General features: G+C 72.2%; 17 protein-coding genes. 10 read left to right on the forward strand and 7 right to left on the reverse strand.

Annotated features, from left to right (window positions below):
- From OZN99_RS08780 to OZN99_RS08810, 7 genes are all read left to right on the forward strand, one after another.
- Nucleotides 1-698: ATP-binding cassette domain-containing protein (locus OZN99_RS08780; protein WP_270934831.1), on the forward strand; the 698-nt coding region annotated here is incomplete at its 5' end.
- Nucleotides 695-2,041, forward strand: a complete 1,347-nt coding sequence (locus OZN99_RS08785) for an HlyD family type I secretion periplasmic adaptor subunit (protein ID WP_270934832.1) — start codon at nt 695-697, stop codon at nt 2,039-2,041. The genes OZN99_RS08780 and OZN99_RS08785, both read left to right, overlap by 4 nt.
- Nucleotides 2,042-2,245: 204 nt before the next feature.
- On the forward strand, nt 2,246-3,529 hold the full coding sequence (locus OZN99_RS08790) for a glycosyltransferase family 4 protein (protein ID WP_270934846.1): 1,284 nt from the start codon (nt 2,246-2,248) through the stop codon (nt 3,527-3,529).
- Nucleotides 3,526-4,626: a hypothetical protein gene (locus OZN99_RS08795; protein ID WP_270934833.1), complete on the forward strand. Its 1,101-nt coding sequence runs from the start codon at nt 3,526-3,528 to the stop codon at nt 4,624-4,626. Before OZN99_RS08790 ends, OZN99_RS08795 begins: the two co-directional genes overlap by 4 nt.
- Before the next feature lie 4 nt (nt 4,627-4,630).
- The gene (locus tag OZN99_RS08800; RefSeq protein WP_270934834.1) at nt 4,631-6,412 is read left to right on the forward strand and encodes a glycosyltransferase; all 1,782 of its coding nucleotides are present in this window, start codon (nt 4,631-4,633) and stop codon (nt 6,410-6,412) included.
- Complete coding sequence (locus OZN99_RS08805) at nt 6,409-7,548, forward strand: polysaccharide pyruvyl transferase family protein (protein ID WP_270934835.1); 1,140 nt, start codon at nt 6,409-6,411, stop codon at nt 7,546-7,548. Before OZN99_RS08800 ends, OZN99_RS08805 begins: the two co-directional genes overlap by 4 nt.
- A 22-nt stretch (nt 7,549-7,570) precedes the next feature.
- Nucleotides 7,571-9,853: a polysaccharide pyruvyl transferase family protein gene (locus OZN99_RS08810; protein ID WP_270934836.1), complete on the forward strand. Its 2,283-nt coding sequence runs from the start codon at nt 7,571-7,573 to the stop codon at nt 9,851-9,853.
- 39 nt (nt 9,854-9,892) lie between these two features.
- Here OZN99_RS08810 and OZN99_RS08815 read toward each other — a convergent pair whose 3' ends face one another.
- Entirely contained in the window at nt 9,893-10,885 is a 993-nt protein-coding gene (locus OZN99_RS08815; protein WP_270934837.1) for a calcium-binding protein, read from the reverse strand.
- A gap of 136 nt (nt 10,886-11,021) precedes the next feature.
- Here OZN99_RS08815 and OZN99_RS08820 point away from each other — a divergent pair, with 136 nt between their 5' ends.
- Nucleotides 11,022-11,498, forward strand: a complete 477-nt coding sequence (locus tag OZN99_RS08820; protein ID WP_270934838.1) for a nucleoside deaminase — start codon at nt 11,022-11,024, stop codon at nt 11,496-11,498.
- Nucleotides 11,499-11,504: 6 nt separating this feature from the next.
- Here OZN99_RS08820 and OZN99_RS08825 read toward each other — a convergent pair whose 3' ends face one another.
- From OZN99_RS08825 to OZN99_RS08835, 3 genes are read right to left on the reverse strand one after another with little or no spacing between them, the layout of a single operon-like run.
- Nucleotides 11,505-12,299, reverse strand: coding sequence for a maleate cis-trans isomerase family protein (locus OZN99_RS08825; protein WP_270934839.1), 795 nt, complete (start codon nt 12,297-12,299; stop codon nt 11,505-11,507).
- Nucleotides 12,300-12,301: 2 nt separating this feature from the next.
- The gene (locus tag OZN99_RS08830) at nt 12,302-13,273 is read right to left on the reverse strand and encodes a Bug family tripartite tricarboxylate transporter substrate binding protein (RefSeq protein WP_270934840.1); all 972 of its coding nucleotides are present in this window, start codon (nt 13,271-13,273) and stop codon (nt 12,302-12,304) included.
- A 25-nt stretch (nt 13,274-13,298) separates the two neighbouring features.
- Nucleotides 13,299-14,501: a mandelate racemase/muconate lactonizing enzyme family protein gene (locus tag OZN99_RS08835; protein WP_270934841.1), complete on the reverse strand. Its 1,203-nt coding sequence runs from the start codon at nt 14,499-14,501 to the stop codon at nt 13,299-13,301.
- A gap of 193 nt (nt 14,502-14,694) precedes the next feature.
- Between OZN99_RS08835 and OZN99_RS08840 the strand changes: the two genes are divergently transcribed.
- Complete coding sequence (locus tag OZN99_RS08840; RefSeq protein ID WP_270934842.1) at nt 14,695-16,287, forward strand: ABC transporter substrate-binding protein; 1,593 nt, start codon at nt 14,695-14,697, stop codon at nt 16,285-16,287.
- Nucleotides 16,288-16,298: 11 nt separating this feature from the next.
- Here the strand turns inward: OZN99_RS08840 and OZN99_RS08845 are convergent, their stop codons facing one another.
- Together OZN99_RS08845 and OZN99_RS08850 are read right to left on the reverse strand one after the other, a co-directional pair.
- Nucleotides 16,299-17,153 (reverse strand): carbon-nitrogen hydrolase family protein, encoded by an 855-nt coding sequence (locus OZN99_RS08845; RefSeq protein WP_270934847.1) that lies wholly within the window; start codon nt 17,151-17,153, stop codon nt 16,299-16,301.
- Nucleotides 17,154-17,167: 14 nt separating this feature from the next.
- Complete coding sequence (locus OZN99_RS08850; RefSeq protein ID WP_270934843.1) at nt 17,168-18,175, reverse strand: dipeptidase; 1,008 nt, start codon at nt 18,173-18,175, stop codon at nt 17,168-17,170.
- Between the two features lie 123 nt (nt 18,176-18,298).
- Between OZN99_RS08850 and OZN99_RS08855 the strand changes: the two genes are divergently transcribed.
- Nucleotides 18,299-19,300, forward strand: a complete 1,002-nt coding sequence (locus tag OZN99_RS08855) for a Bug family tripartite tricarboxylate transporter substrate binding protein (protein WP_270934844.1) — start codon at nt 18,299-18,301, stop codon at nt 19,298-19,300.
- Here the strand turns inward: OZN99_RS08855 and OZN99_RS08860 are convergent.
- The coding region (locus OZN99_RS08860) for a hydantoinase/oxoprolinase family protein (protein WP_270934845.1) at nt 19,301-20,249 on the reverse strand (949 nt) is incomplete at its 5' end. It abuts the gene before it with no gap.

Raw genomic sequence — 20,249 nt, forward strand, 5'->3', positions numbered from 1 at the left:
CTGCGCCGCCCGGCCTGGTCCTGCGCGGGCTGAGCATCGCGTTGCCGGAGGCCGGGCCGACGCTGCTGCGCGGGCTCGACCTGCGGCTGGCGCCAGGCGAGCTGCTGCTGGTGTCAGGTCCGAACGGCGCGGGCAAGACGAGCCTGCTGCGCGCGCTGCTCGGCGTGGTTCCGCCAACGGAGGGGCAGGCGCTGCTCGACGGGCAGGACACCGCGCGCACGCCGCGCCGCGCGATCGGTCCGCGCATCGGCTACCTGCCGCAGGGCGCGCTGCTGCTGGATGGCAGCGTGCTGGAGAACATCGCCCGGCTGGGCGATGCGCCGGCCGCCGTGGCGATCGCCGCGGCCCGCGACGCCGGCGCGCATGAGGCGATCGGCCGGCTGCCGGAAGGCTACGCCTCACCCGCCGGGCCGCAATCCGGGCTCTCGGGCGGGCAGCGCCAGGCGGTGGCCATGGCGCGCGCGGTGTTCGGCTCCCCGGCACTGCTGGTGCTGGACGAGCCGGAGGCAGGGCTGGACTCGGTCGGTCTCGCGGGCGTGCAGCGCGCGGTCGCGGCGGCGAAGGAGCGCGGCACGGTGGTGGTGCTCGTCTCGCACCAGCCCTCGGGCTGGGCGGGGCTGGTGGATGTGGAACTGCGGCTTGGCGGCGCGGATGGCGCCTTCGAGCTGCTGCGCCGAGGATCGGAGAAGGCGGCATGAGCACCACGGCGATCTCCCCCGACGACGTGGTCCCGGATGCGGAGCTGGAAGCTGCCATGCCTGCGCCGTCGCTGCGGCGCATCGCGCTGGCCTCGGTGTTCAGCCTCGTGGTTGGCATGGGTGGGCTGCTCGGCTGGGCGGCGGCGACGCCGATCGAACGCGCGGTGGTGGCCAATGGCGCGCTGGTGGCGGAAGGCCGCCGCAAGACGATCCAGCTGCTGGAACCCGGCCTGCTGCGCGAGCTGCTGGTGCGCGAGGGCGAGCGCGTCGCGGCCGGGCAGCCCCTGCTGCGGCTGGACGTGACGCAGGCCGATGCGCTGGCCAACCAGGCGCGCGTGCAGCGCTGGACGGCGGCGGCACGGCTGGCGCGGCTGCGTGCCGAACAGCAGGACCTGCGCGAGATGGAGCTGCCGGAGGCGCTGCTGACCGCGGCCGCCGCGGAGCCGATGATCGCCACGCTGCTGGCCGACGAGCAGCGGCTGTTCGCCGCGCGCTGGCTGGCGCTGGACGGACAGCTGGCGGTGCAGGAGGCACGGCTGGCGCAGCTGCAGGAACAGCTGGCCGCGGCCCAGGCGCAGCGCGCCGCCTTCGCAACCCGCCTGCGCGCCACGCGGGAGGAGCTGGCGGGCGTGAACCAGCTGCTGGCGCGCGGCTTCGCGACCCGCACGCGGCAGCTGGAGCTTCAGCGGGCGGAGGCGGAGTTCCTGGGCAGCATGGGCCAGTTCGCCGCGCAGGAGGCGCAGACCCGCCAGGCCATCGCGCAGGCCGAGCTGGAGCGCGGCACCCTGATGCTGAACCGGCGCTCCGAGGTCTCGCGCGACCTGCAGGACGCGCAGGCGCAGCTGGCAGACGCGACCGAACGGCTGCGCGCGGCGGAGGACCTGCTGGCGCGGCGCGAGGTGGTGGCTCCGGAGGACGGGATCGTCACCGACATCCGCTTCGTCACGCCCGGCAGCAGCATTGGCGCCGGCCAGCCGGTGCTGGACCTGGTGCCGCTGGACGACCGGCTGGTGGTGGAAACGCAGATCGCGCTGACCGACATCGAACAGGTGCATGTCGGCAGCCGTGTCAACGTTCGGCTCACCGCCTTCCGCCAGCGCGAGACGCCGCTGATCGAGGGGCGCATCTCCTACGTCGCGGCCGACCGGCAGCAGGACCAGCGCGGCGCGAGCTTCTTCGTGGTGCGCGCGGAGCTGGATGCGGACTCGCTGGCGGCAGCGCGCGGCGTGCAGCTGGCGCCGGGCATGCCGGCCGAGACCTTCATCCTGGGTGAGCGCCGCTCCGCGCTCGATTACCTTGTGCGACCCGTGCAGGACAGTCTGCGACGCGCCATGCGGGATTGACCTTTCATCAACGGCGCGCGCTGGCGACATAAGGAGCGAGTACCCGACAAAATACGACTGTCATGACTGGACGTGGGGCGGCATCTAGGCCGCACAACCACAGCGTGTGGCCCACTCCAGATGCGTGCATACTCTGAAGCACCCTCACCAACACGAAACGGCGCCGCGCCTCGCCGCCGCAAGGCTGCGCAGGCGCCGTTGCGCGTGCTGGTGATGTCGCACATGCACCCCGCGGTCTCCCGCGGCGGGGCGGAGATCGCGGCCTACCAGATGCACCAGGCCTTCCTGACGAAGCCCGGGGTGTCGTCGGTGTTCCTGGCGGCCTCCGCGGGCAAGGTGCAGGAACGGCTCGGCGCGCGCTTCGTGCAGCCCTTCGGCGAGGGCGAGTGGGTGTACAGCGGCGCCGGCTTCGACCACTGGATCCACGCCAACCCCGACCCCGAGTTCCCGCCGGAATTCGCTGCCCTGCTGCGGGAGCTGTCGCCGGACGTGGTGCACCTGCACCACTACACGAATTTCGGCGTCGAGACGCTGCTGCACATCCGGCGCGCGCTGCCGCAGGCGGCGATCGTCCTGACGCTCCACGAGTACCTCGCCATCTGCAACCACTTCGGCCAGATGGTGAAGCGCCCGGGCCTCGGGCTGTGCGAGACATCCTCCCCGCGCGACTGCGCGCGCTGCTTCCCGGAGCGCAGCGAGCAGGACTTCTTCCTGCGGGAGATGTACCTGAAGCGCTTCCTGCGCCTGGCCGACCATTTCGTCTCGCCCAGCCGCTTCCTGGCACAGCGCTACGTCGCCTGGGGCCTCGATCCGCAGCGCGTCTCCGTCATCGAGAACGGCATGCCGGAACACGCGCTGCCGCCCGCCGAGCTACCGCAGGCCGACCCGGAGGACGGGCTGGTGCTGGGCTTCTTCGGCCAGATCTCCCGCCTCAAGGGCATCGACGTGCTGCTGGACGCCGCCGCGCTGCTGGAGAAGCAGAAGGTCGAGGGGCTGCGCATCGACATCCATGGTGACTACAGCGGCCAGCCGCCGGCCTTCCGCGAGCTGTTCGAGCAGCGGCTGGAGAAGCTGCCCGGCAACGTGCGCTACTGCGGCCCCTATGAGAACCGCCGCGTGCATCACCTGATGCGCTCGGTCCAGGCGGTGCTGGTGCCCTCCATCTGGTGGGAGAACTCGCCGCTGGTCATCCAGGAAGCCCTCGCCAATCGCCGCCCGGTCATCACCTCCGACATCGGCGGCATGGCGGAGAAGGTGCGCGACGGGCTGGATGGATTCCACTTCCAGGCCGGCAGCCCCTTCGCGCTGGCCAGCCTGCTTCGCGGCCTGGCGGAACGGCCGGAGCGGCTGGCGGCGCTGCAGCCGACCCTCGCGGTGCCGCCCAGTGTGCAGGACACCGCCGCGGCAACGCTGCGGCTGTATCGCCGCCTGGTCGCAGATCAGCGCCTGTCCGCCCCACCCTCCCCCGCACAGGAGATCGCAGCGTGAGCATTCGTGGATCGATCGACAGCCTGACGCCCGAGGGTGCCGTCGGCTGGGCCTTCGACGGACGGGACGGCGAGCAGTTGGTGGTGCAGGCGCTGTGCGGCGGCCGGATCATCGGCGAGGCGGTGGCGGACCGGCACCGGCACGACCTGGCCGAGGCCGGCTTCGGCGACGGGTGCTGCGGCTTCGAGATCGGCTTCTACGAGCCCGTGGACCCGGCGCTGCTGCCCTTCGTCTCCGTCCGCCCGCGCGGCGGCGACGTGGAGTTTCCGCGCTACGCCGCGACCGGCTTCGCCGACTTCTTCCGCAGCCTGCATGCGCGTCACCCCGCCGCGGGTCGCCATCGCAGCGTGTTCGGCGGCCTCTGGACCGACCGCACCGATGCGCGGCGCCTGCTGGCAGGCCGCATCGCCGCCGGCAGCGTGCCGGCCGAGCTGGCCGCGTCGCTGGGCGCGCTGATCGAAGGCGGGCATGTGGTGCTGCGCAACGTGCTGCCGACGGGCGGACTGACCCAGGCGGAGCACGACGCGCTGGCGCGCTACGAGCCGGGTCAGCCGATCACTGCCGAGGGCGAGGGCCGCGCGACGCTGGCCGTGCTGGCCGAGCTGCTGTTTCGCGACGCCACGGTGCGGCCGCTGCGGGCGGCGCTGGACGACAACCCGGTGTGCACGCGGGTGGTGCCGCTGCGCGGCATCGAGCGAGGCTTCCGACAGGGCAGCACGGCGGAAGAGCTGCCCTCCCCGGCGGAATGCCTGGTGATGGTGGCGGCAGCGGGCGGCGAGGTGGCGCTCGACATCGTGCGCGACAGCCACGCGCTGCCGGAATTCACGCCGGACGGCCGCAGCCGCTGGCTGGCGGCGCCCGATGCGGCGCTGGAACTGGCGGTGGAACAGGGCCTCTCGCTCGATCATGTCGAGCTCTCGCCAACGGATGTCGCGATCGTCGGCCCCGGCACGCTGCACCGGCTGCGGGCCGAGGGCGGCGCGACGGCTCTGCGCGCCTGGGTGCTGCCGCGCCGCGTCACGCCGTCGCGCTTCCTGGTCGGCAATGCCGGCACCTTCGCGCTGCGCCACCCGACCGGCGCCATGCTGGCGGCCTGAGCCGATGTCCTCCGCGCGCGCAGCGACGCCGGGGGCCGCCGCGGCGGCCGATGGCTACATCGACTTCTACGGCCATGCCTCGGCGGCCGGCGGCTGGCTGTTCTGCGGCTGGTCGCGCGAGCGCTGGCCGGAGGCGCTTCGCGCCGGCGCCGTCGTCGCGCATTTCGAGCGGGGACGGGTGATCGCGGAGACGCTCGCCGCCTGGCACGACCGGCCCGACCTGGGGCGCAGCGGCCATGGAGTGCTGGTCTTCGTGCGCGCCGCGGAGCGCCCGCTCGGCGAGTTCCTGGGGCTGGAGGTGACGTCGCAGGCTGCGGCGACCACGCTGCGCATCCAGGCGGTGCGGCCACTCGTGCATCTGCGGGAGGGTGACCTGGTGGCGCGCGCCCGGCCGGTGCTGCTGCGCTCCGTCGGCACGGACCGGCCGCGGCTGGCGGGCCTGCTCTCACGCAGGCCGTTCACCGGCGCCGACACGCTGGGCGACCTCTCTGCGCCCGTGCAGTTCGAAGTGGACGAGACGATCCTCTCGCCGCCGGACGGACTGCTGCTGCTGGGCTGGTGCGCGGACCCCGCGGGCGCGGTGGCCAGCATCCGCATCCGCCGCGGCGGCGCCACCTCCGACCCGATCGCGGAGCGCTGGCTGCGCACCCGCCGCCCCGACGTGTTCGAGGCGCTGGCCGGCAAGCTCGGCCTGGCCGACGACCGCTGCGGCTTCGTCGCCTATGCGCCGGGCTGCGTCGGCGAGATCGGGCCGCTCTACGCGGAGATCGAGTTGAAGAACGGCGAGGTGGGCTACAAGCGCCTGCCGCTCCCGGCCCGCACCGGCACGGGCGCGATGCGCCGCGTGCTGGGCGCGGTGGAACTGGCGCCAGACGAGATCGCGAGCGCCTTCGACCGCGTGCTGGGCCCGGCACTCGGCCCGATCAACGCGGCGCGGCTGGCGCGGCCGCGGCCCTGCCGGGAGGTGGCCTTCGGCACGCCGCCGGCGCAGCCGGACTGCTCCGTCATCGTGCCGCTCTACGGACGCATGGACTTCCTGCTGTATCAGCTCGCGCTGTTCAGCGAGGATCCGGGGTTCGCGCGGCACGAGCTGATCTACGTGCTGGACGACCCGCCGCGCCGGCGGGAGCTGCTGGACCTGGCACATTCTGCGCACCGCCGCTTCGGCGTGCCCTTCCGCGTGCTGCTGCTGGAGGAGAATCTGGGCTTCGCGCCGGCCAACAATGTGGGGCTGGCCGCGGCGCGCGGCGCGTTCACCTGCTACCTGAACTCCGACGTCATGCCGGAAGCGCCGGGCTGGCTGGACCGGATGCTGGACACGCTGCGCGCCGACCCGGGGCTCGGCATGGCGGGGGCGCTGCTGCTGTTCGAGGACGGCACGGTGCAGCACCAGGGCCTGACCTTCGAACGCCTGCCGCAGCTGGCCGCCTGGCCCTTCCCGATGCATCCCGGCAAGGGCCGGCTGCACCGCGCGCCGGCGATGCCGGTGCAGGACGTCGAGGCGGTCACCGGCGCCTGCATGGCGCTGCGCACCGACCTGGCGCGGGAACTCGGCGGCTTCGACGAGAGCTTCGCGATCGGCGACTTCGAGGACAGCGACCTCTGCCTGCGCATCCGGGCGAAGGGGCTGCGCATCGCCGTGGACCACCGCGCACGGCTGTATCACCTGGAACGGCAATCGCAGGTCACGCCGGACCGGATGTGGCGCTTCAACGTCACCCTGCTCAACGCCTGGACGCATACCCGCCGCTGGTTCGCGGATGCGACGGAGGGAGGATCCCGATGAAGGTCGCCTATCTGGCCGAAAATTTCGGCCGCGTGGACCGCGCCTGGGCCAAGGGCGGCGACGGGCTGATGCATCACACCGGGCACAATGTCGGCAACATGGCGTTCTGGTACGCGGCGCGCATGCTGATCGACGCCGAGTGCCACCTGGTGGGCCGCAGCACGCGCGCGAAGGACGTGCCGGACGACGTCCGCGCCTTCGTCATCCCGGCGGCGAACTTCCTGAACAAGGGCGCCGACCTGACGCAGCTGGCCGACCTGGTACGCGACCTGGACCGGCCCTGCCTGGTGCTGGGCCTGGGCGCGCAGGCCGAGACCGCGGACCAGCCGCCGGCGCTGAAGCCGGGCACGCTGGCGTTCCTGCAGGAAGTCGCGAAGCGCACCCCCTCGCTCGGCATCCGCGGCACATTCACGCAGAAGCTGTGCGGCACGCTGGGGGTGGAGAACACCACCGTGCTCGGCTGCCCGTCCATCCTGATCAACCCGGCGCGCGACCTCGGGCAGCGGCTGCAGCGCAAGATCGACGCCATGGCGGAGGATGGCCCCTTCGCCGTGCACGCCGCCTGCATCAAGAGCGTGGTGATGGGCGTCGAGCGTGAGCTGGTGCGGCTGGCGCAGCTGCATCCCGGCTCGGCCTATGTCGTGCAGCGGCCGGTCGAGCTGATCAAGGCGGTCTATGGCGAGACGATGAGCGACGCCGAGACCGAGGGCTTCCGGAAATGCGCGCAGTTCCTGGGCTTCGGCACGCGCACCGACAAGCTGCTCGCCTTCCTGCGTTCGACCCTGCTGGTGCCGGATTCCATCGACGGCTGGGTACACGGGCTGCGCCGCTTCACCGCCGGCGTGAACACGCGCATCCACGGCACGCTGATGTGCACGGCCGCCGAGATCCCCGGCGTCTGCATCTGGCACGACACCCGCACCTACGAGCTGACACAGGAGATGCGGCTGCCGAACCTCTCGGTCCGCGCCTTCACGGAGAACCGCTATTCCGTGCGCGACCTGTTCACCGCATCGAACTTCGACGCGGAGGCCTTCGACGCGCGGCGCATGGAACTGGCCCGCATGAATGCGGAGATCATCCGGCAGGCCGGCCTGACCCCGTCCCGCCACCTGCGCAGCTTCCTCGATTCCTGACACGAGACCGAGGGGGAAACGCATGACGAAGCCGATCGCCGTCATCGGCACGCCCGGGCGCGTGCCGGCCGCCTGGCGCCGCGACACTGCCGGTGCCTTCGGCGAGACCGGGCACAATACCGGCAACCTTGCCTTCCAGCACGCCACCTGGTCGCTGCTGGAGGGCGAGAAATACACGATCAGCTTCGACTTCGACCCCGCCGCGGTGAAGGAGCGCGCGCGTCTGGTCTGCGTGCCGGCGGCGAACTTCCTCTATGCCGGCTTCGACCTGGGCGGCTTCGCTGACCGGCTGGCGGCGACCGGACTGCCGCTGATGGTGCTCGGCCTGGGCGCGCAGGCGATGAAGGACATCGCGGAGGTGAAGCTGCAGCCCGGCACCGAACGCCTGCTGCGGCTGTTCGGGGAGCGATGCGCGCGGATCGCCGTGCGCGGCCGCCACACCGCCGCGGTGCTGGAACGCTACGGCGTGACCAACTTCGAGGTGCTGGGCTGCCCCTCCAACTTCATCAATCCCGATCCGTGCATGGGAGCCGCCATCCTGGAGCGCTGGCGCGGCGGCGGGCGGGAGCGGTTGGCCTGGGCGCCGACCTTCTACAGCTACAACGCTGCCTTCGAAGGCCAGATCCACGCCGCGCTCGGCGCTGCGCTGGTGGAGATCGTCGCGCAGGATCCGCTGCCGGCAGTGGCGCTGGCGCGCGGCGACCGCTCCGCCGCGATCGCGCAGTGGCTGGAGACCAAGGCCGGCTACCTCTCCGCCCTGGCCCCGGCGGAACAGGCCCGCGCGGTGGCGATACTGCGCGCCTATTTCGACGCGGAGGCCTGGCTCGACGCCTATCGCCGCCTCGACGGCGTGATCGGCTCGCGTATCCACGGCGTGAATCTGGGCTGGCAGGCCGGACGGGCGGGCCTCGTGGTCAGCTACGACCTCCGCACGGCGGAACTGGCGGAGACCATGGGCATCCCGCTGGTGCAGGCGAAGGGCCTGGACGCCGCGAACCTGCTGCGCAGGATGGACGAGGCGGTGGAGCGTTGCGCCGGCGCCTACGATGCGCGCCGCGCGGAACTCGCTGCCCGCTTCGCCTCGACGCTTGCCGCGCATGACGTGACGCCGGCGCCGCATCTGCGCGCCCTGGCGGAGGCGAAGGCTTCAGCCGGCACGGCGGGCGCGCCCGCGGCGCCCTCCGCCCCGGCCGCGCCGGCCAGAGCCTGGGGGTTCCTCGAGCTCTACAACCGCCGCCGCGTTGCGGGCTGGGTGGCGTCCAGCCACGACACGCCGCCCGACGTGCGCATCCGCCTGGACGGTCGCGACCTGGGCCTGGCGCGGATCGGCTCGAAGCGGACGGATGTCTCCGCGCACGCCTGGTCGTTCAACCTGGACGTCCCGAAGGAGGCGCTGACGCGCACCGTGATGCGCGTGGAGGCTGTGCTGGCCGCCACCGGCGCGCAGCTGCACAACTCCCCGGTGGTGACCAGCTTCGCCGAGGAGGATTCGCGCAAGGTGCTGCAGGGCCGCGACGGCTTCCTGTTCCTGCAGAACGACACCAACGGCGTGCTGGACCAGATCCAGGGCCGCCGGCGCCTGACGACCGCAGAGCTCGACGCCTGGGCCGCCTTCTTCGAGGAGCTCGACGGTACCGCGGTGGCGTGCGGCGCCGAGGCCTTCTATCTGGTGGCGCCGAACAAGGAATGCGTCTTCGCCGACCGGCTGCCGGAGGGCATCGCCGTGTCCGAGGAGAGGCCCGTCCGCCAGATCGAGGCGCTGGTCCGCAACCTCGGCCTGCGGCGCACGCGGCTGGTCTATCCGCTGGAGGCGCTGGCGCGGGCCGGCGCGCACCCGGCCTATCCGCGCGGCGACAGCCACTGGAGCGACTACGGCGCCATGCTGGCCCTGGCGGAGCTGGAAGCGCGACGCGGTGCGCGCGTGTCTGCGGGCCCGGCCGACGAGGAGTTCCGCACGGAGTACCGGAACGCCGACCTGCTTTCCAAGCTCGGCGGCGTCTGCGTGGAGCCGCAGCCCGTGCTGCGCCGCGTCTTCTCCGCCAGGCTGGTGGGCGACAACGGCGTCGTGAACACCGGGCGCCGGCGCGACTGGCGCTGCGAGGGAGCGCCGGCATCCGAGCGGTTGCTGATGGCGCATGACAGCTTCGGCGAATGGCTGATCCCGGCCCTCGCCTCACGCTTCGGGTCCACCACCTGCGTCTGGAACGCCAGCCTGGAGCGCAAGCTGGTGACGGAAGTGGCGCCGACGACGATCCTGGTCGAGCGCGCGGAGCGCTTCCTGACCACGCCGTCGCGCTTCACCTGACCGACAGCGGGGCGCCCGGGCCGGGCGCCCCGCTGTCGGTCAGAAGCTGATCCACTCCTGCCCGACCAGGTCCGCCTGGGCGACACCGGACAGGACGAAGACCGGCACCAGCGCCGCGCCCAGTTGCATCGACACCAGCAGCCCCTCCGTCGTGTCCTGCACCAACACGTCGCTGGCGTCGAACTCGCGCAGTTCCAGCCGGTCGCCGAGGGCGAAGTCCGCGATGACGTCCACCTCGGCCGGGATGCCGTCCGAGGCCTTGAGGATGAACATGTCGTTGCCGTCACCGCCGGCCAGCGTGTCGCGCCCGGTCCCGCCGACCAGGCGATCGTTGCCCAGGCCGCCATCCAGCACGTCATCGCCGACCGAGCCGAACAGCGCATCGTTGCCGGCCTCCCCGAACAGCGCATCGGCGCCGCTGCCGCCCGACATGACGTCCGCTCCGACGCCGCCCAGGATGACGTCGTCGCCGCGGTTGCCGTCGATGGTGTCGTTGCCGCCGCCGCCGAGCAGCAGGTCCTCGCCGGAATTGCCGAGCAGGCGGTTCGCGCTGTCGTCGCCGAGCACGAGGTCGTCGAAGGGGGACGCCGTGACATTCTCGATCCCGATGAGCGTGTCGCTGTCGGCGCCGTCCGTCGCGACCCCGCCGCCCAGGTCGAGGAAGACCGGGCCGGCCGCGTCGACATACAGCGCGCGGTCGCGGCCCTCGCCGCCGATCAGCAGGTCGCCGCCCGGGCCGCCGATCAGCCGGTCGTTCCCGGCCTCGCCCGCGAGCGTGTCGCTGCCGACGAAGCCGAACAGCGCGTCGTTGCCGCTGCCGCCCGCGACGCTGTCGTTGCCGCTGCCGCCCGAGGCGACGTCGTTGTCCTCGCCGCCGATCAGCGTGTCGGCGTCCTGGTTGCCGACCAGCGTGTCCGGCCCGGCCGCGCCGACCAGGCTGTCCGCCCCGCGACCGCCGATAATCCGTTCGGCGGCCACCTGGCCGATGATGGTGTCGGCACCGTTCGTGCCGGGAAGTTCGATGACGCTCATCCGTGTCTGCCCGTCTGCCAGAAAGTCCGCGCCGCGCGGCAGGCGCAGTTTCCTTGACGATTGCTACCGGAATGGAAACGGCGCCAATTCGTGACAATCATTGGTTCCGACGCGGTCGGCCGGAGGAGGTTGCGCGATGGGGAAGGCGACGGAGGCGGATCTGCATCACCTGCGGCGCGCCATCGCGCTGTCCGCGGCGGCACGGGCGCGCGGCCGACACCCTTTCGCCGCGCTGCTGGTCGGGCCGGACGGCACGGTGCTGATGGAGCAGCAGAACGCCTTCCCCGAGGAAGGCCCGACCGGCCATGCAGAGCGCGTGCTGATGACGCGCGCGTCGCAGGCACATGATCCGCGGTTCCTGCGCGACTGCACGCTGGTGACCTCGGCCGAGCCCTGCGCCATGTGCGCCGGCGCCGCCTACTGGGCCGGCGTGGGGCGCGTGGTCTATGGCCTGTCGGAGCGGCGGCTGAAGGCGATCATCGGCCCGCATCCGGAGAACCTGACGCTCGACCTGCCCTGCCGCACCGTCTTCGCCGCAGGCCAGCGCGACGTCGTCGTGGTGGGGCCGCTGCTGGAGGACGAGGCCGCGGCGCCGCATGAAGGCGCCTGGTAGGCGAGCTCAGCCCGGCAGGCCGGCGCCGCCGCCGCTCGCCTGGCGGACCTGGTAGCGGCCGCCCCATCCCTCGCCGCGCACCCAGGCCAGCAGGTTGTCGCGGCCAGGCGGCGCGGAATCGAGCGCGCAGAGGCTGCGCCAGGCCAGCGCCAGCATGCAGGACAGCACCGGCACGCCACCATGGAACGGCGTGCGACGGATGGGCAGCAGCGTGGGCATGCCGGTGCCGAGCATCGCGATGGCGTCCAGCCCCTGCGGGTCGAGCGCCAGCAGGGCCTGGTGCGCGCCCTCCCCGCTCATCGCATAGATCGGGTGGAAGACGCCGTCCTTCACCTCGGAGCCGGAGACGCGCACGACCTCGAAGCCGAGCGCGGTCCAGTAGGCCACGGCCGCATCAGTGAGGTCCTGCGGATAGGGGCTGACCAGGCCGATGCGGCGCGCGCCGAGCGCGTGGAAGGCGTCGCGCACGGCGTGCCCGGCCGTGAGAAACGGCACGCCGCGGGCGGCGGAGATGCGCCGCACCGCCGCCTCCTCCTCCGCGACGCCGGCATAGTAGGATGCGCCGGTGCAGGCGAAGGCGATGGCACCCACTGGCGCGTTGGCGAACTGGTCGGCCCAGGCCTCGAGCGAGGCGAGGTAGTCCAGCAGCCGCGCCACGATGGTCGGCTTCGCCGAGGTCATGCGCGCATTGAGCATCGCCACGCCCGGCGGCAGCAACGCAGCGAACTCAGGCTCCACCGTCGTATTGGCCTGCGGCGTCAGCACGCCGAGCAGGCCGCGCGGGGCATACTCGACGGCCATGCCTACTCGATCCGCAGGTTGTTGGCGCGGATGATGCGGCCGTAGCTCTCCGTCTGCTCATTGAGGCGGCGCCGGAAGGCCTCGGCGCCGTCCGCCACCACCTCGCCGCCGAGCTCACCGATGCGGGTCTTGATGGCCGGCTCGTTCAGGATCGCGGCGATCTCGCGCTCCAGCCGGGCGATTATCGTGGGCGGCGTCTGGCCCTGCACCAGGATGCCCTGCCAGGTGCCGGCGTCGGGCTCCGGCCAACCCAGTTCGCGGAAGGTCGGCAAGTTCGGCAGGTTCGGGAAGCGCCGGGGGCCGGTCACCGCGATGCCGCGCATCTGGCCCTGCACGACATAGGGCATGGATTGTGTCGCACCCGCCATCGTCAGGTTGGCTTCGTTCGACACCAGGGACAGCAGCGCCGGTGCGCCGCCGCGATAGGGCACGTGCTCCATCGGCCCGCCCCAATGCGCGGCGAGCGAGAGCGCGACGATGTGCGTCAGCGTGCCCGTCCCCGAATTCGCCGCGTTGAGCCTGCCGGGATTGGCCTTCGCGTAGGCCGCCAGCTCCTGCGCGTTCTGCACGGGAAGCTGGTTGTTCACGGCCAGGATGTAGGGCGCGAAGATCACCATCTGCACCGGCGCCAGGTCGCGCTGCACGTCGAACGGCATGCGCTGGAACAGGAAGGGGTTGGTCGCCAGCACCGAGACGTCGAGCAGCACCATGCTGTGCCCGTCCGGCCGGCTCTTCGCCACGGCGTCGGCGCCGATGTTGCCGCCGGCGCCCGGGCGGTTCTCCACCACCACGTTCTGCCCGATGCGCTGCTGCAGCGCCGGGGCGATCAGCCGCGCGAGGATGTCGCTGGTGCCGCCCGGCCCGAAGGGCACGATCAGGCGGACGGTCTGGTTGAACTCCTGCGCGCGCAGCGCGGGCGCGGCGAGCAGCAGGGGCGCGCCCGCGGCGGCCTGCAGGACGGTACGGCGTTGCATCTGGCTTCTCCTCCCTCGCCCCGCGTCAGTCGGCGCGGCTTTCCCTTACGCTCGCATCCTCGCGCCGGGCGACCCCGGGCAGCAAGGCCGTCCCCAGCCCGGGCGCCGTCGGTGCCTGCGCCATGCCGTGGCGGATCACCGGCAGCTCCGTGACCAGGTCGCGGTACCAGGTGGCAAGCGTGGCGCGCACCACCTCCTGGAAGATCGCGGTCGGCGCGTGCAGCGCGAGATGCAGCCCCGCCATCAGCGTGACCGGGCCTGTGCAGTCGTGCGGCGCCAGCGGCTTGGCATGCGCCTCCGCCAGCGCGGCGATCTTGCGCCCCTCCGTCAGCCCGCCGCACCAGGCGAGGTCGAGCATCACGACATCCACAGCCTGCGCTTCCAGCATGCGCCGGAAGGCGCCGGCGCCGGCCAGCGTCTCGCTGCCGCAGATCGGCGTGCGGGTGCGTCGCCGCAGGTCGGCCAGCGCGGCGACGTCGTCCATCTTGCCGATGGGGTCCTCGGCCCAGAAGACGCCGAACTCCTCCAGCGCCTGGCAGATCCGCGCGGCGGCAGGCGCGCTCCAGAGGCTGTGCAGCTCGGCCATCACCTCGATCCGATCGCCGACCGCGGCGCGGATCCTGCGGAAGGGCTCGAGCCCCTTGTTCAGCTCCGCAAGGCTGATCGACTGGCCGCCCGTGGCCGCGGCATGGATGTCGAGCGGCCAGATCTTCATCGCTGTGTAGCCTTCGGACAGCAGGCTCTCGGCCAGCGCGCCGGCGTCGCGCATGAACGCCACCTGGTCGTCATACGGGCCGATCGCGGCATCGCCGGCGCCGATGTCGCGCCGCGTGCCGCCGGAATTGTAGGCATAACCGGCGCAGGTGTTGTAGGTGCGGATCTCCATGCGCGTGGCGCCACCCAGCGCCTCGTGCAGCGGGATGCCGTGGCGCTGGCCCATCAGGTCCCACAGCGCGATGTCGATCGCACTGGCGGCACGGATCTCCGCACTGGCAGCGCCGAAGCCCACATAGGGCGTCATCAGGTGGCGCGAGACTGCCTCGATGCGCCGGCTGTCGCGGCCGAGCAGGAAGGGCGCGATCTGTTCGTGGATCACCGCCTCCACGGCCTGCGCGCCGCGGAAGCTCTCGCCGAGTCCGGTCAGGCCCTCGTCGGTCTCGACCTCCACCCAGACCAGATTGGGGCGTTCCGCGATGCGGATGGTGCGTAGGCAGCGGACCCTGGACATCGGCGCCTTTCCTCTGCCGCCCACTCTCGGCCGCGGGCGGGCCGTGTCAACGTCCTGCGCAGCCACGGCACGGCCTGCCACCGCTTTGTGCACCGCCCGGTCGGGCGGCGCGAGGACACGCGCCTTTCCCCTTGGACGCCAATGCCGCGGCAACGATAGGCTGCGCCACCAGAGACGGGCGGGAGAGCGGGTCATGGCGGATCGGAAGCAGGGCTGGCGCGGCTGGATGGGCGCCCTGGCACTGGGCGCGGCCATGGCGGCCGGCAGCGCGCAGGCGCAGGACGCGACCTTCGGGCTGCGCTCCGGCCCGCTCTCCATCGACCCGCACTTCTCCTCGGCGGGGCAGCATGCCTCGGCGCTGCGCAACGTCTTCGATGCGCTGGTGCGGCGCTCAGCGATGATGGAGCTGCAGCCGAACCTGGCCGAATCCTGGCGCCGGGTGGATGACACGACCTGGGAATTCCGCCTGCGCCGAGATGTGCGCTGGCACGACGGCACGCCCTTCACGGCCGCGGACGTGAAGTTCTCAGTGGAGCGCATCCCGACGGTGGTGGCCGGCACCGGCGGGCTCGCGGCCTATGTCCGCTCCATCAAGGCGACGGAGATTGTGGACGACCACACCGTGCGCTTCCTGACCGACGGTCCGGCGGCGACGCTGCTCGCCGAGCTGGACCGCGTCTTCATCGTGCAGGCGCGCGCGGCGCAGGGCGCGGACAACGCCACCTTCCGCAGCGGCGGCGCCGCGATTGGCACCGGTCCCTACCGCTACGTCTCCTGGGAGCCGCGCGGTGACCTGGTTCTGGAACGCTTCGACGGCTACTGGGGCGACCGCCCGCATTTCCGCCGCGTGACGATGCGCGAGATCTCGAACGACAGCGCGCGTGTGGCCGCGCTGCTGGCCGGCAACGTGGACCTCATCAACTACGTCCCGCCGGCCAGCGTGACGACGCTGCAGCGTAATGCCGAGATGCAGGTGCTGCAGGTGCCCTCCATCTACGTGTTCCTGCTGCATCCGGACGGGCGGGAGCAGTCCCCGCTTGTCACCGACAACGAGGGCCGGCCGCTGGCACAGAACCCGTTCCGCGACGTCCGCGTGCGTCGCGCCGTCTCGCTCTCGATCAACCGCAATGGCATGGCGCGCAACATCATGGAGGGCCTGGCGGAGCCGGCGAACACGCCGCTGCCGACCAGCTTCTTCGGCGTGCCGCGCGGCACCGGAGAGCTGCGCTTCGACCCGGCCGAGGGACGGCGCCTGCTGGCAGAGGCCGGCTTCCCCCGCGGCTTCCGCGTGCAGCTGCACTGCACCAACGACCGCTTCGCCGGCGATGCGCGGGTCTGCGCGGCGCTCGGCCAGTCGCTGGCCTCGATCGGCATCACGGCCGAGGTCGTGGCGCAGCCGACGGCCGTCTACTTCACCAACTTCACGCGCGGCGACTACAGCCTGACGATGAACGGCTGGGGCACGCTGACAGGCGATGCGACCTACATGCTGGCCTCCCTGCTGCACACCCGCGGCGTCGATCCGCGCTTCGGCACCTTCAACCGCATGCGCTACTCCAACGCCGAGGTGGACCGCATCACGCGCGCGAGCCTCGCCGTGCTGGACGAGGGCGAGCGGCAGCGGCTGGTGGAACAGGGTATCCGCACGGCGATGGACGACCACGCGGTGATCCCAATCGTGACGCTCTCCGCCGTCTGGGCGATCAACGCGCGGCGGCTGTCCTTCGTCGCGCGGATGGACGAGGAGACGCTGGCGATCGACGCACGGGCGCCGGCGGCGCGATAGCTGCCGCCGCGCTACTGCGCGACTGCGCGATACAGGTCCGGCCGCCGGTCGCGCCACCAGGGGAAGTCCTTCCGTGCCCGCACCGCCTCGTCCAGGTCGAGGTCGTGCACCAGCAGCTGCGCGCCCTCGGTGCCGGCCTCGGCCGCGATCATGCCGCGCGGGTCTACCACCATGCTGCGCCCGAGATGATGGCGCGGCCCTTCCACGCCCACCCTGTTCGCGGCGACCACCCAGACGCCGTTCTCATAGGCGCGGGCGCGCAACGGCACCTCCCAGATGGAAGCGCGGCGGCCAGGATCGGCATAGGTGGAGAAGCAGATCGGCATGAGGATCGCCTCCGCCCCCGCCAGCGCCAGCACGCGCGACGGCTCCGGATAGAGCCGGTCGTTGCAGATCTGGATGCCGAAGCGGCAGCCTAGCAGTTCGAACACTGGTAGCGCGTTGCCCGGCGTGAAGTAGAGCTTCTCGAAGCTGCCGGTGCCGCCCGGCGCGTCGGTCGGAAAATAGGCGGGGATGTGGGTCTTGCGGTAGGTGCCGACGACGCTGCCGCGCTGGTCCACCACCAGCGCGGCGTTGCTGTAGGCCGCCGGCTCGCGCAGGGCGAGGCCGAGGACGGCGGCGACGCCGTGCCGCGCCGCGGCGTCCCGCAGCCTTGCCACCTCGGGCCCGTCCGGCGAGACGAAGAAGCGGTCGAACGACTTCTCCAGCCGGTTCGGGAAGAACGGCGCCAGGAACAGCTCGGAGAACAGCAGCAGCTGCACGCCCCGCTGCGCCGCGTCGGCGAACATCGCCTCGGCGCCCGCCAAGCCGGCGGCGAAGCCATCCGTCAGCACAGGGCCGGTCTGCGCCAGCCCGACGCGCAGCATCCGCGTCACGGCGCCTAGCCCCGCCAGATCTCGCCGAGCACGCGGCGGAGGTTCATGCCCATGATCTTCTCCACCTCGCTCTCCTTGTATCCGGCCTTCAGCAGCGCGTCGGTCTTGCGCGAGAGGAAGCGCGGGTTGTTCAGCTCGTCCGGGTAGCGCTTCTCCAGCGTGTTGCCGAAGGCGCGCACGAAATCGGCGGTGGCGCCGGCATAGCGGGTGAAGCTCATGCCCAGGATCTCGTTCGCCTTCTCCGAACTCGCCAGCGCGGCCATGTCGTTGCCGAAGCCGACATGGTCGATGCCGACCAGGTTCACCACATGCTTCAGGTGGCGCAGGAACAGGTCGAGCGTCGGCGGGTTCGCGGGGTTGCCGTCCCAGTTCATGAAGCCGTGCAGCGAGACGCCGATGACGCCGCCGGTCCTGGCCACCGCACGGATCACCTCGTCGGACTTGTTGCGGACCCTGTTGGTCACGGCGCGCGCATTGGCATGGGTCAGCAGGATCGGCTGCTTCGTCGCCGCGGCCGTGTCCAGGCAGGTCTGCTCGCCGGTGTGGGAGAGGTCGATGGCCAGGCCCAGGCGGTTCATCTCCGCCACCACCTCGTGGCCGAAATTGGACAGGCCGGCGTTGCGCTTCTCCAGGCAGCCGTCGCCGACCGCGCTCGCCTCGTTGTAGGTCAGCTGGATGATGCGCAGGCCCAGCCGCTGGAAGGCTTCCAGCCGCTCCGCCTTGTCGCCCAGCATCTTGGTGTCCTGCCAGCCCATGATCAGGCCGACCTTGCCGTCCGCCTTGGCGCGGTCGATGTCGGTCGCGCGTTCCACCAGCAGCCAGCCGGACGCCGGATCGGCGCAGCGCGCGCGCCAGGTGGCGAAGGCGTCGAAGGTGGTCTCGAAATTGTCGATCGGCGAGCGGATGGTGAGGTTGACGGCGGAGATGTTGCCTTCGCGCAGCCAGTGCGGGTCGCCGTCGGAATGGAAGACGAGCCCGTCGATGACGAGCAGCCGATCATGCAGCGAGGCCATGCCGATGTTCCTTCCCAGCCCGCCGGGCGATGCGTCCCGGGGTCGTGGCGTTGCGGATTGGATCGCAGTGCAGCCATATTGAAAAGGGGGCGCGCCGGACGCGCCCGGCAGGAGGGCGGCAGGATGACGCAGGACGCTGTCGAGGTGCGGTTCCGGGCCGGACGGCGCGGCCTGCTGGGCCTCGGGCTCGGCTTCGCAACGCTGGCGCGCCCGGCGCTGGCGCAGGCGCCCTGGCCCGCACGGCCCGTGCGCATGATCGTCGCCTATCCGGCCGGCGGCAGCACGGACATCGTCGCGCGGCTGCTGTCGGAACGCCTCGCGCGCCTGTGGGGGCAGGCGGTGGTGGTGGAGAACCGCGCCGGGGCCGCGGGCACCATCGGTGCGGACAGCGTGGCGAAGGCCGCGCCGGATGGCTACACGCTGCTGATGGCGGCCTCCCCGGAGATCGCCATCGCGCGCAGCACGCTGCGCAACCTGCCCTACGACCCCGTGCAGGACTTCGCGCCGATCAACCTGCTGGCGCAGTCGCCGTTCCTTCTGGTGGCGACGCCCGGCATCAACGTGTCCAACCTGCAGGAGCTGATCGCGCTGGGCCGCGCGCGGCCGGGCACGCTCAACTATGCGAGCTTCGGCAACGGCACCTCCAACCACTTCGTGGGGGAGCTGTTCAAGGTGGCCACCGGCCTCGACATCACGCATGTGCCCTATCGCGGCAGCGGGCCGATGATGACGGACCTGATCGCCGGCACCGTGCAGCTCGGCTTCGATACGGTGCCGGCCGGGCTGCCGCATGTGCGGGCGGGACGGCTGCGCGCCATCGGCGCGGCGATGCTGCGCCGCTCCTCGCTGGCGCCGGAGGTGCCGACGCTGGACGAGCAGGGGCTTGCGGGCTTCACCGGCGGCAGCTGGGTCGGCCTGGTCGCGCCCGCACGCACGCCGGAACCGGTGGTCGCGAAGATCGCCGCCGACGTGGAGAAGCTGATGGCCGAGGGCTTCTCGCGCGAGCTGGAGGAGCGCGGCCTGGCGCCGGAGGGCCTCGGCCCGACCGCCTTCCGCGCCTTCATCGAGGCCGAGGTGGTGAAGTGGGGCGATGTCGCGCGCCGCGCGGGGATCATCGCCTCCTGATCAGGCGCGCCGCAGCTCCAGGTTGCCGCGCGGATCCACCTCCGCGCGCCAGCCGCCGAGCAGGACGAGCGTGCTGTCCTCCTGCTCGATGATGGCCGGCCCCGCGATGCGGGCGCCGCGGCCGAGCAGGGCGCGGTCCCAGACCGGCCAGTCCTGCCAGCCCTGCGCGCCGAAGACCCGCCGCGTGCCGGTGGGCGTGGCGGCGGGGCGCGGCGCGGCGTCCGGCAGGTCGATCGGTTCGACCTGGCCGGTGACGCGGACGCGCAAGGCCGTCACCTCCACGGCGCTGGCGGTGTCGCGGAAGCCGTAGATGCCTTCGTGCACGCGGTGGAACAGCTCCGCGATGGCGGCCGGCGTGGGATGGGCGAAGGTCGCGGAATCCCAGTCCACCGTCAGTTCGAAGCTCTGGCCGGCGTAGCGCATCTCCGTGGTGGCGGAGAGCGTGTGGCCGCGCAGCGCCTCCGCCTCCTCCGCCACCCAGGCGCGCGCCTCGGTGGAGAGCTCGGCGAGCGCGGCGTGCAGCCTTCCGGTCGCGGCCTCGTTCTCCGGCCACAGGCGGATGCGGAGCGAGCGCACGAAGTCGCGCTTCACGTCGGCGAGGATGGCGCCCAGCGCGCAGAAGGTGCTGGGCGCGAAGGGCACCAGCACGGCGGAGAGCCGCGCCTCCTCGGCCAGCAGGTTGGCATGGGTGGGGCCGGCGCCGCCAAAGGGCATCAGCGCAAAGGTCGCGGCGTCCTCGCCGCGCTGCGCGAGCCCCTTGGACAGCTCCGTCGCCATCACCGCGGTCGCCACCCGCAGCGCCGCCTGCGCGGCGCGCGCCGGCGCGTCGGCGCCGGTGAAGCCGAGCCGTTCCGCGATGGGCGCGAGCGCGCGCTCCGCGGCCTCGCGGTCCAGCCGCATGCGGCCGCCCAGGAAGTTCGCGGGATCGAGGAAGCCGCAGGCGAGGTAG

The organism is Falsiroseomonas oryzae (assembly GCF_027856955.1).
GTDB lineage: Bacteria > Pseudomonadota > Alphaproteobacteria > Acetobacterales > Acetobacteraceae > Falsiroseomonas > Falsiroseomonas oryzae.

Excerpts from the sequence above, each read along its gene's own strand:
- OZN99_RS08830 (WP_270934840.1), bottom strand. The coding sequence starts at position 13,273 with ATGCAACGCCGTACCGTCCTGCAGGCCGCCGCGGGCGCGCCCCTGCTG.
- OZN99_RS08820 (WP_270934838.1), top strand. The coding sequence starts at position 11,022 with ATGGGGAAGGCGACGGAGGCGGATCTGCATCACCTGCGGCGCGCCATC.
- OZN99_RS08845 (WP_270934847.1), bottom strand. The coding sequence starts at position 17,153 with ATGCTGCGCGTCGGGCTGGCGCAGACCGGCCCTGTGCTGACGGATGGC.
- OZN99_RS08805 (WP_270934835.1), top strand. The coding sequence starts at position 6,409 with ATGAAGGTCGCCTATCTGGCCGAAAATTTCGGCCGCGTGGACCGCGCC.
- OZN99_RS08810 (WP_270934836.1), top strand. The coding sequence starts at position 7,571 with ATGACGAAGCCGATCGCCGTCATCGGCACGCCCGGGCGCGTGCCGGCC.
- OZN99_RS08855 (WP_270934844.1), top strand. The coding sequence starts at position 18,299 with ATGACGCAGGACGCTGTCGAGGTGCGGTTCCGGGCCGGACGGCGCGGC.
- OZN99_RS08850 (WP_270934843.1), bottom strand. The coding sequence starts at position 18,175 with ATGGCCTCGCTGCATGATCGGCTGCTCGTCATCGACGGGCTCGTCTTC.
- OZN99_RS08815 (WP_270934837.1), bottom strand. The coding sequence starts at position 10,885 with ATGAGCGTCATCGAACTTCCCGGCACGAACGGTGCCGACACCATCATC.
- OZN99_RS08800 (WP_270934834.1), top strand. The coding sequence starts at position 4,631 with ATGTCCTCCGCGCGCGCAGCGACGCCGGGGGCCGCCGCGGCGGCCGAT.
- OZN99_RS08835 (WP_270934841.1), bottom strand. The coding sequence starts at position 14,501 with ATGTCCAGGGTCCGCTGCCTACGCACCATCCGCATCGCGGAACGCCCC.
- OZN99_RS08785 (WP_270934832.1), top strand. The coding sequence starts at position 695 with ATGAGCACCACGGCGATCTCCCCCGACGACGTGGTCCCGGATGCGGAG.
- OZN99_RS08840 (WP_270934842.1), top strand. The coding sequence starts at position 14,695 with ATGGCGGATCGGAAGCAGGGCTGGCGCGGCTGGATGGGCGCCCTGGCA.
- OZN99_RS08825 (WP_270934839.1), bottom strand. The coding sequence starts at position 12,299 with ATGGCCGTCGAGTATGCCCCGCGCGGCCTGCTCGGCGTGCTGACGCCG.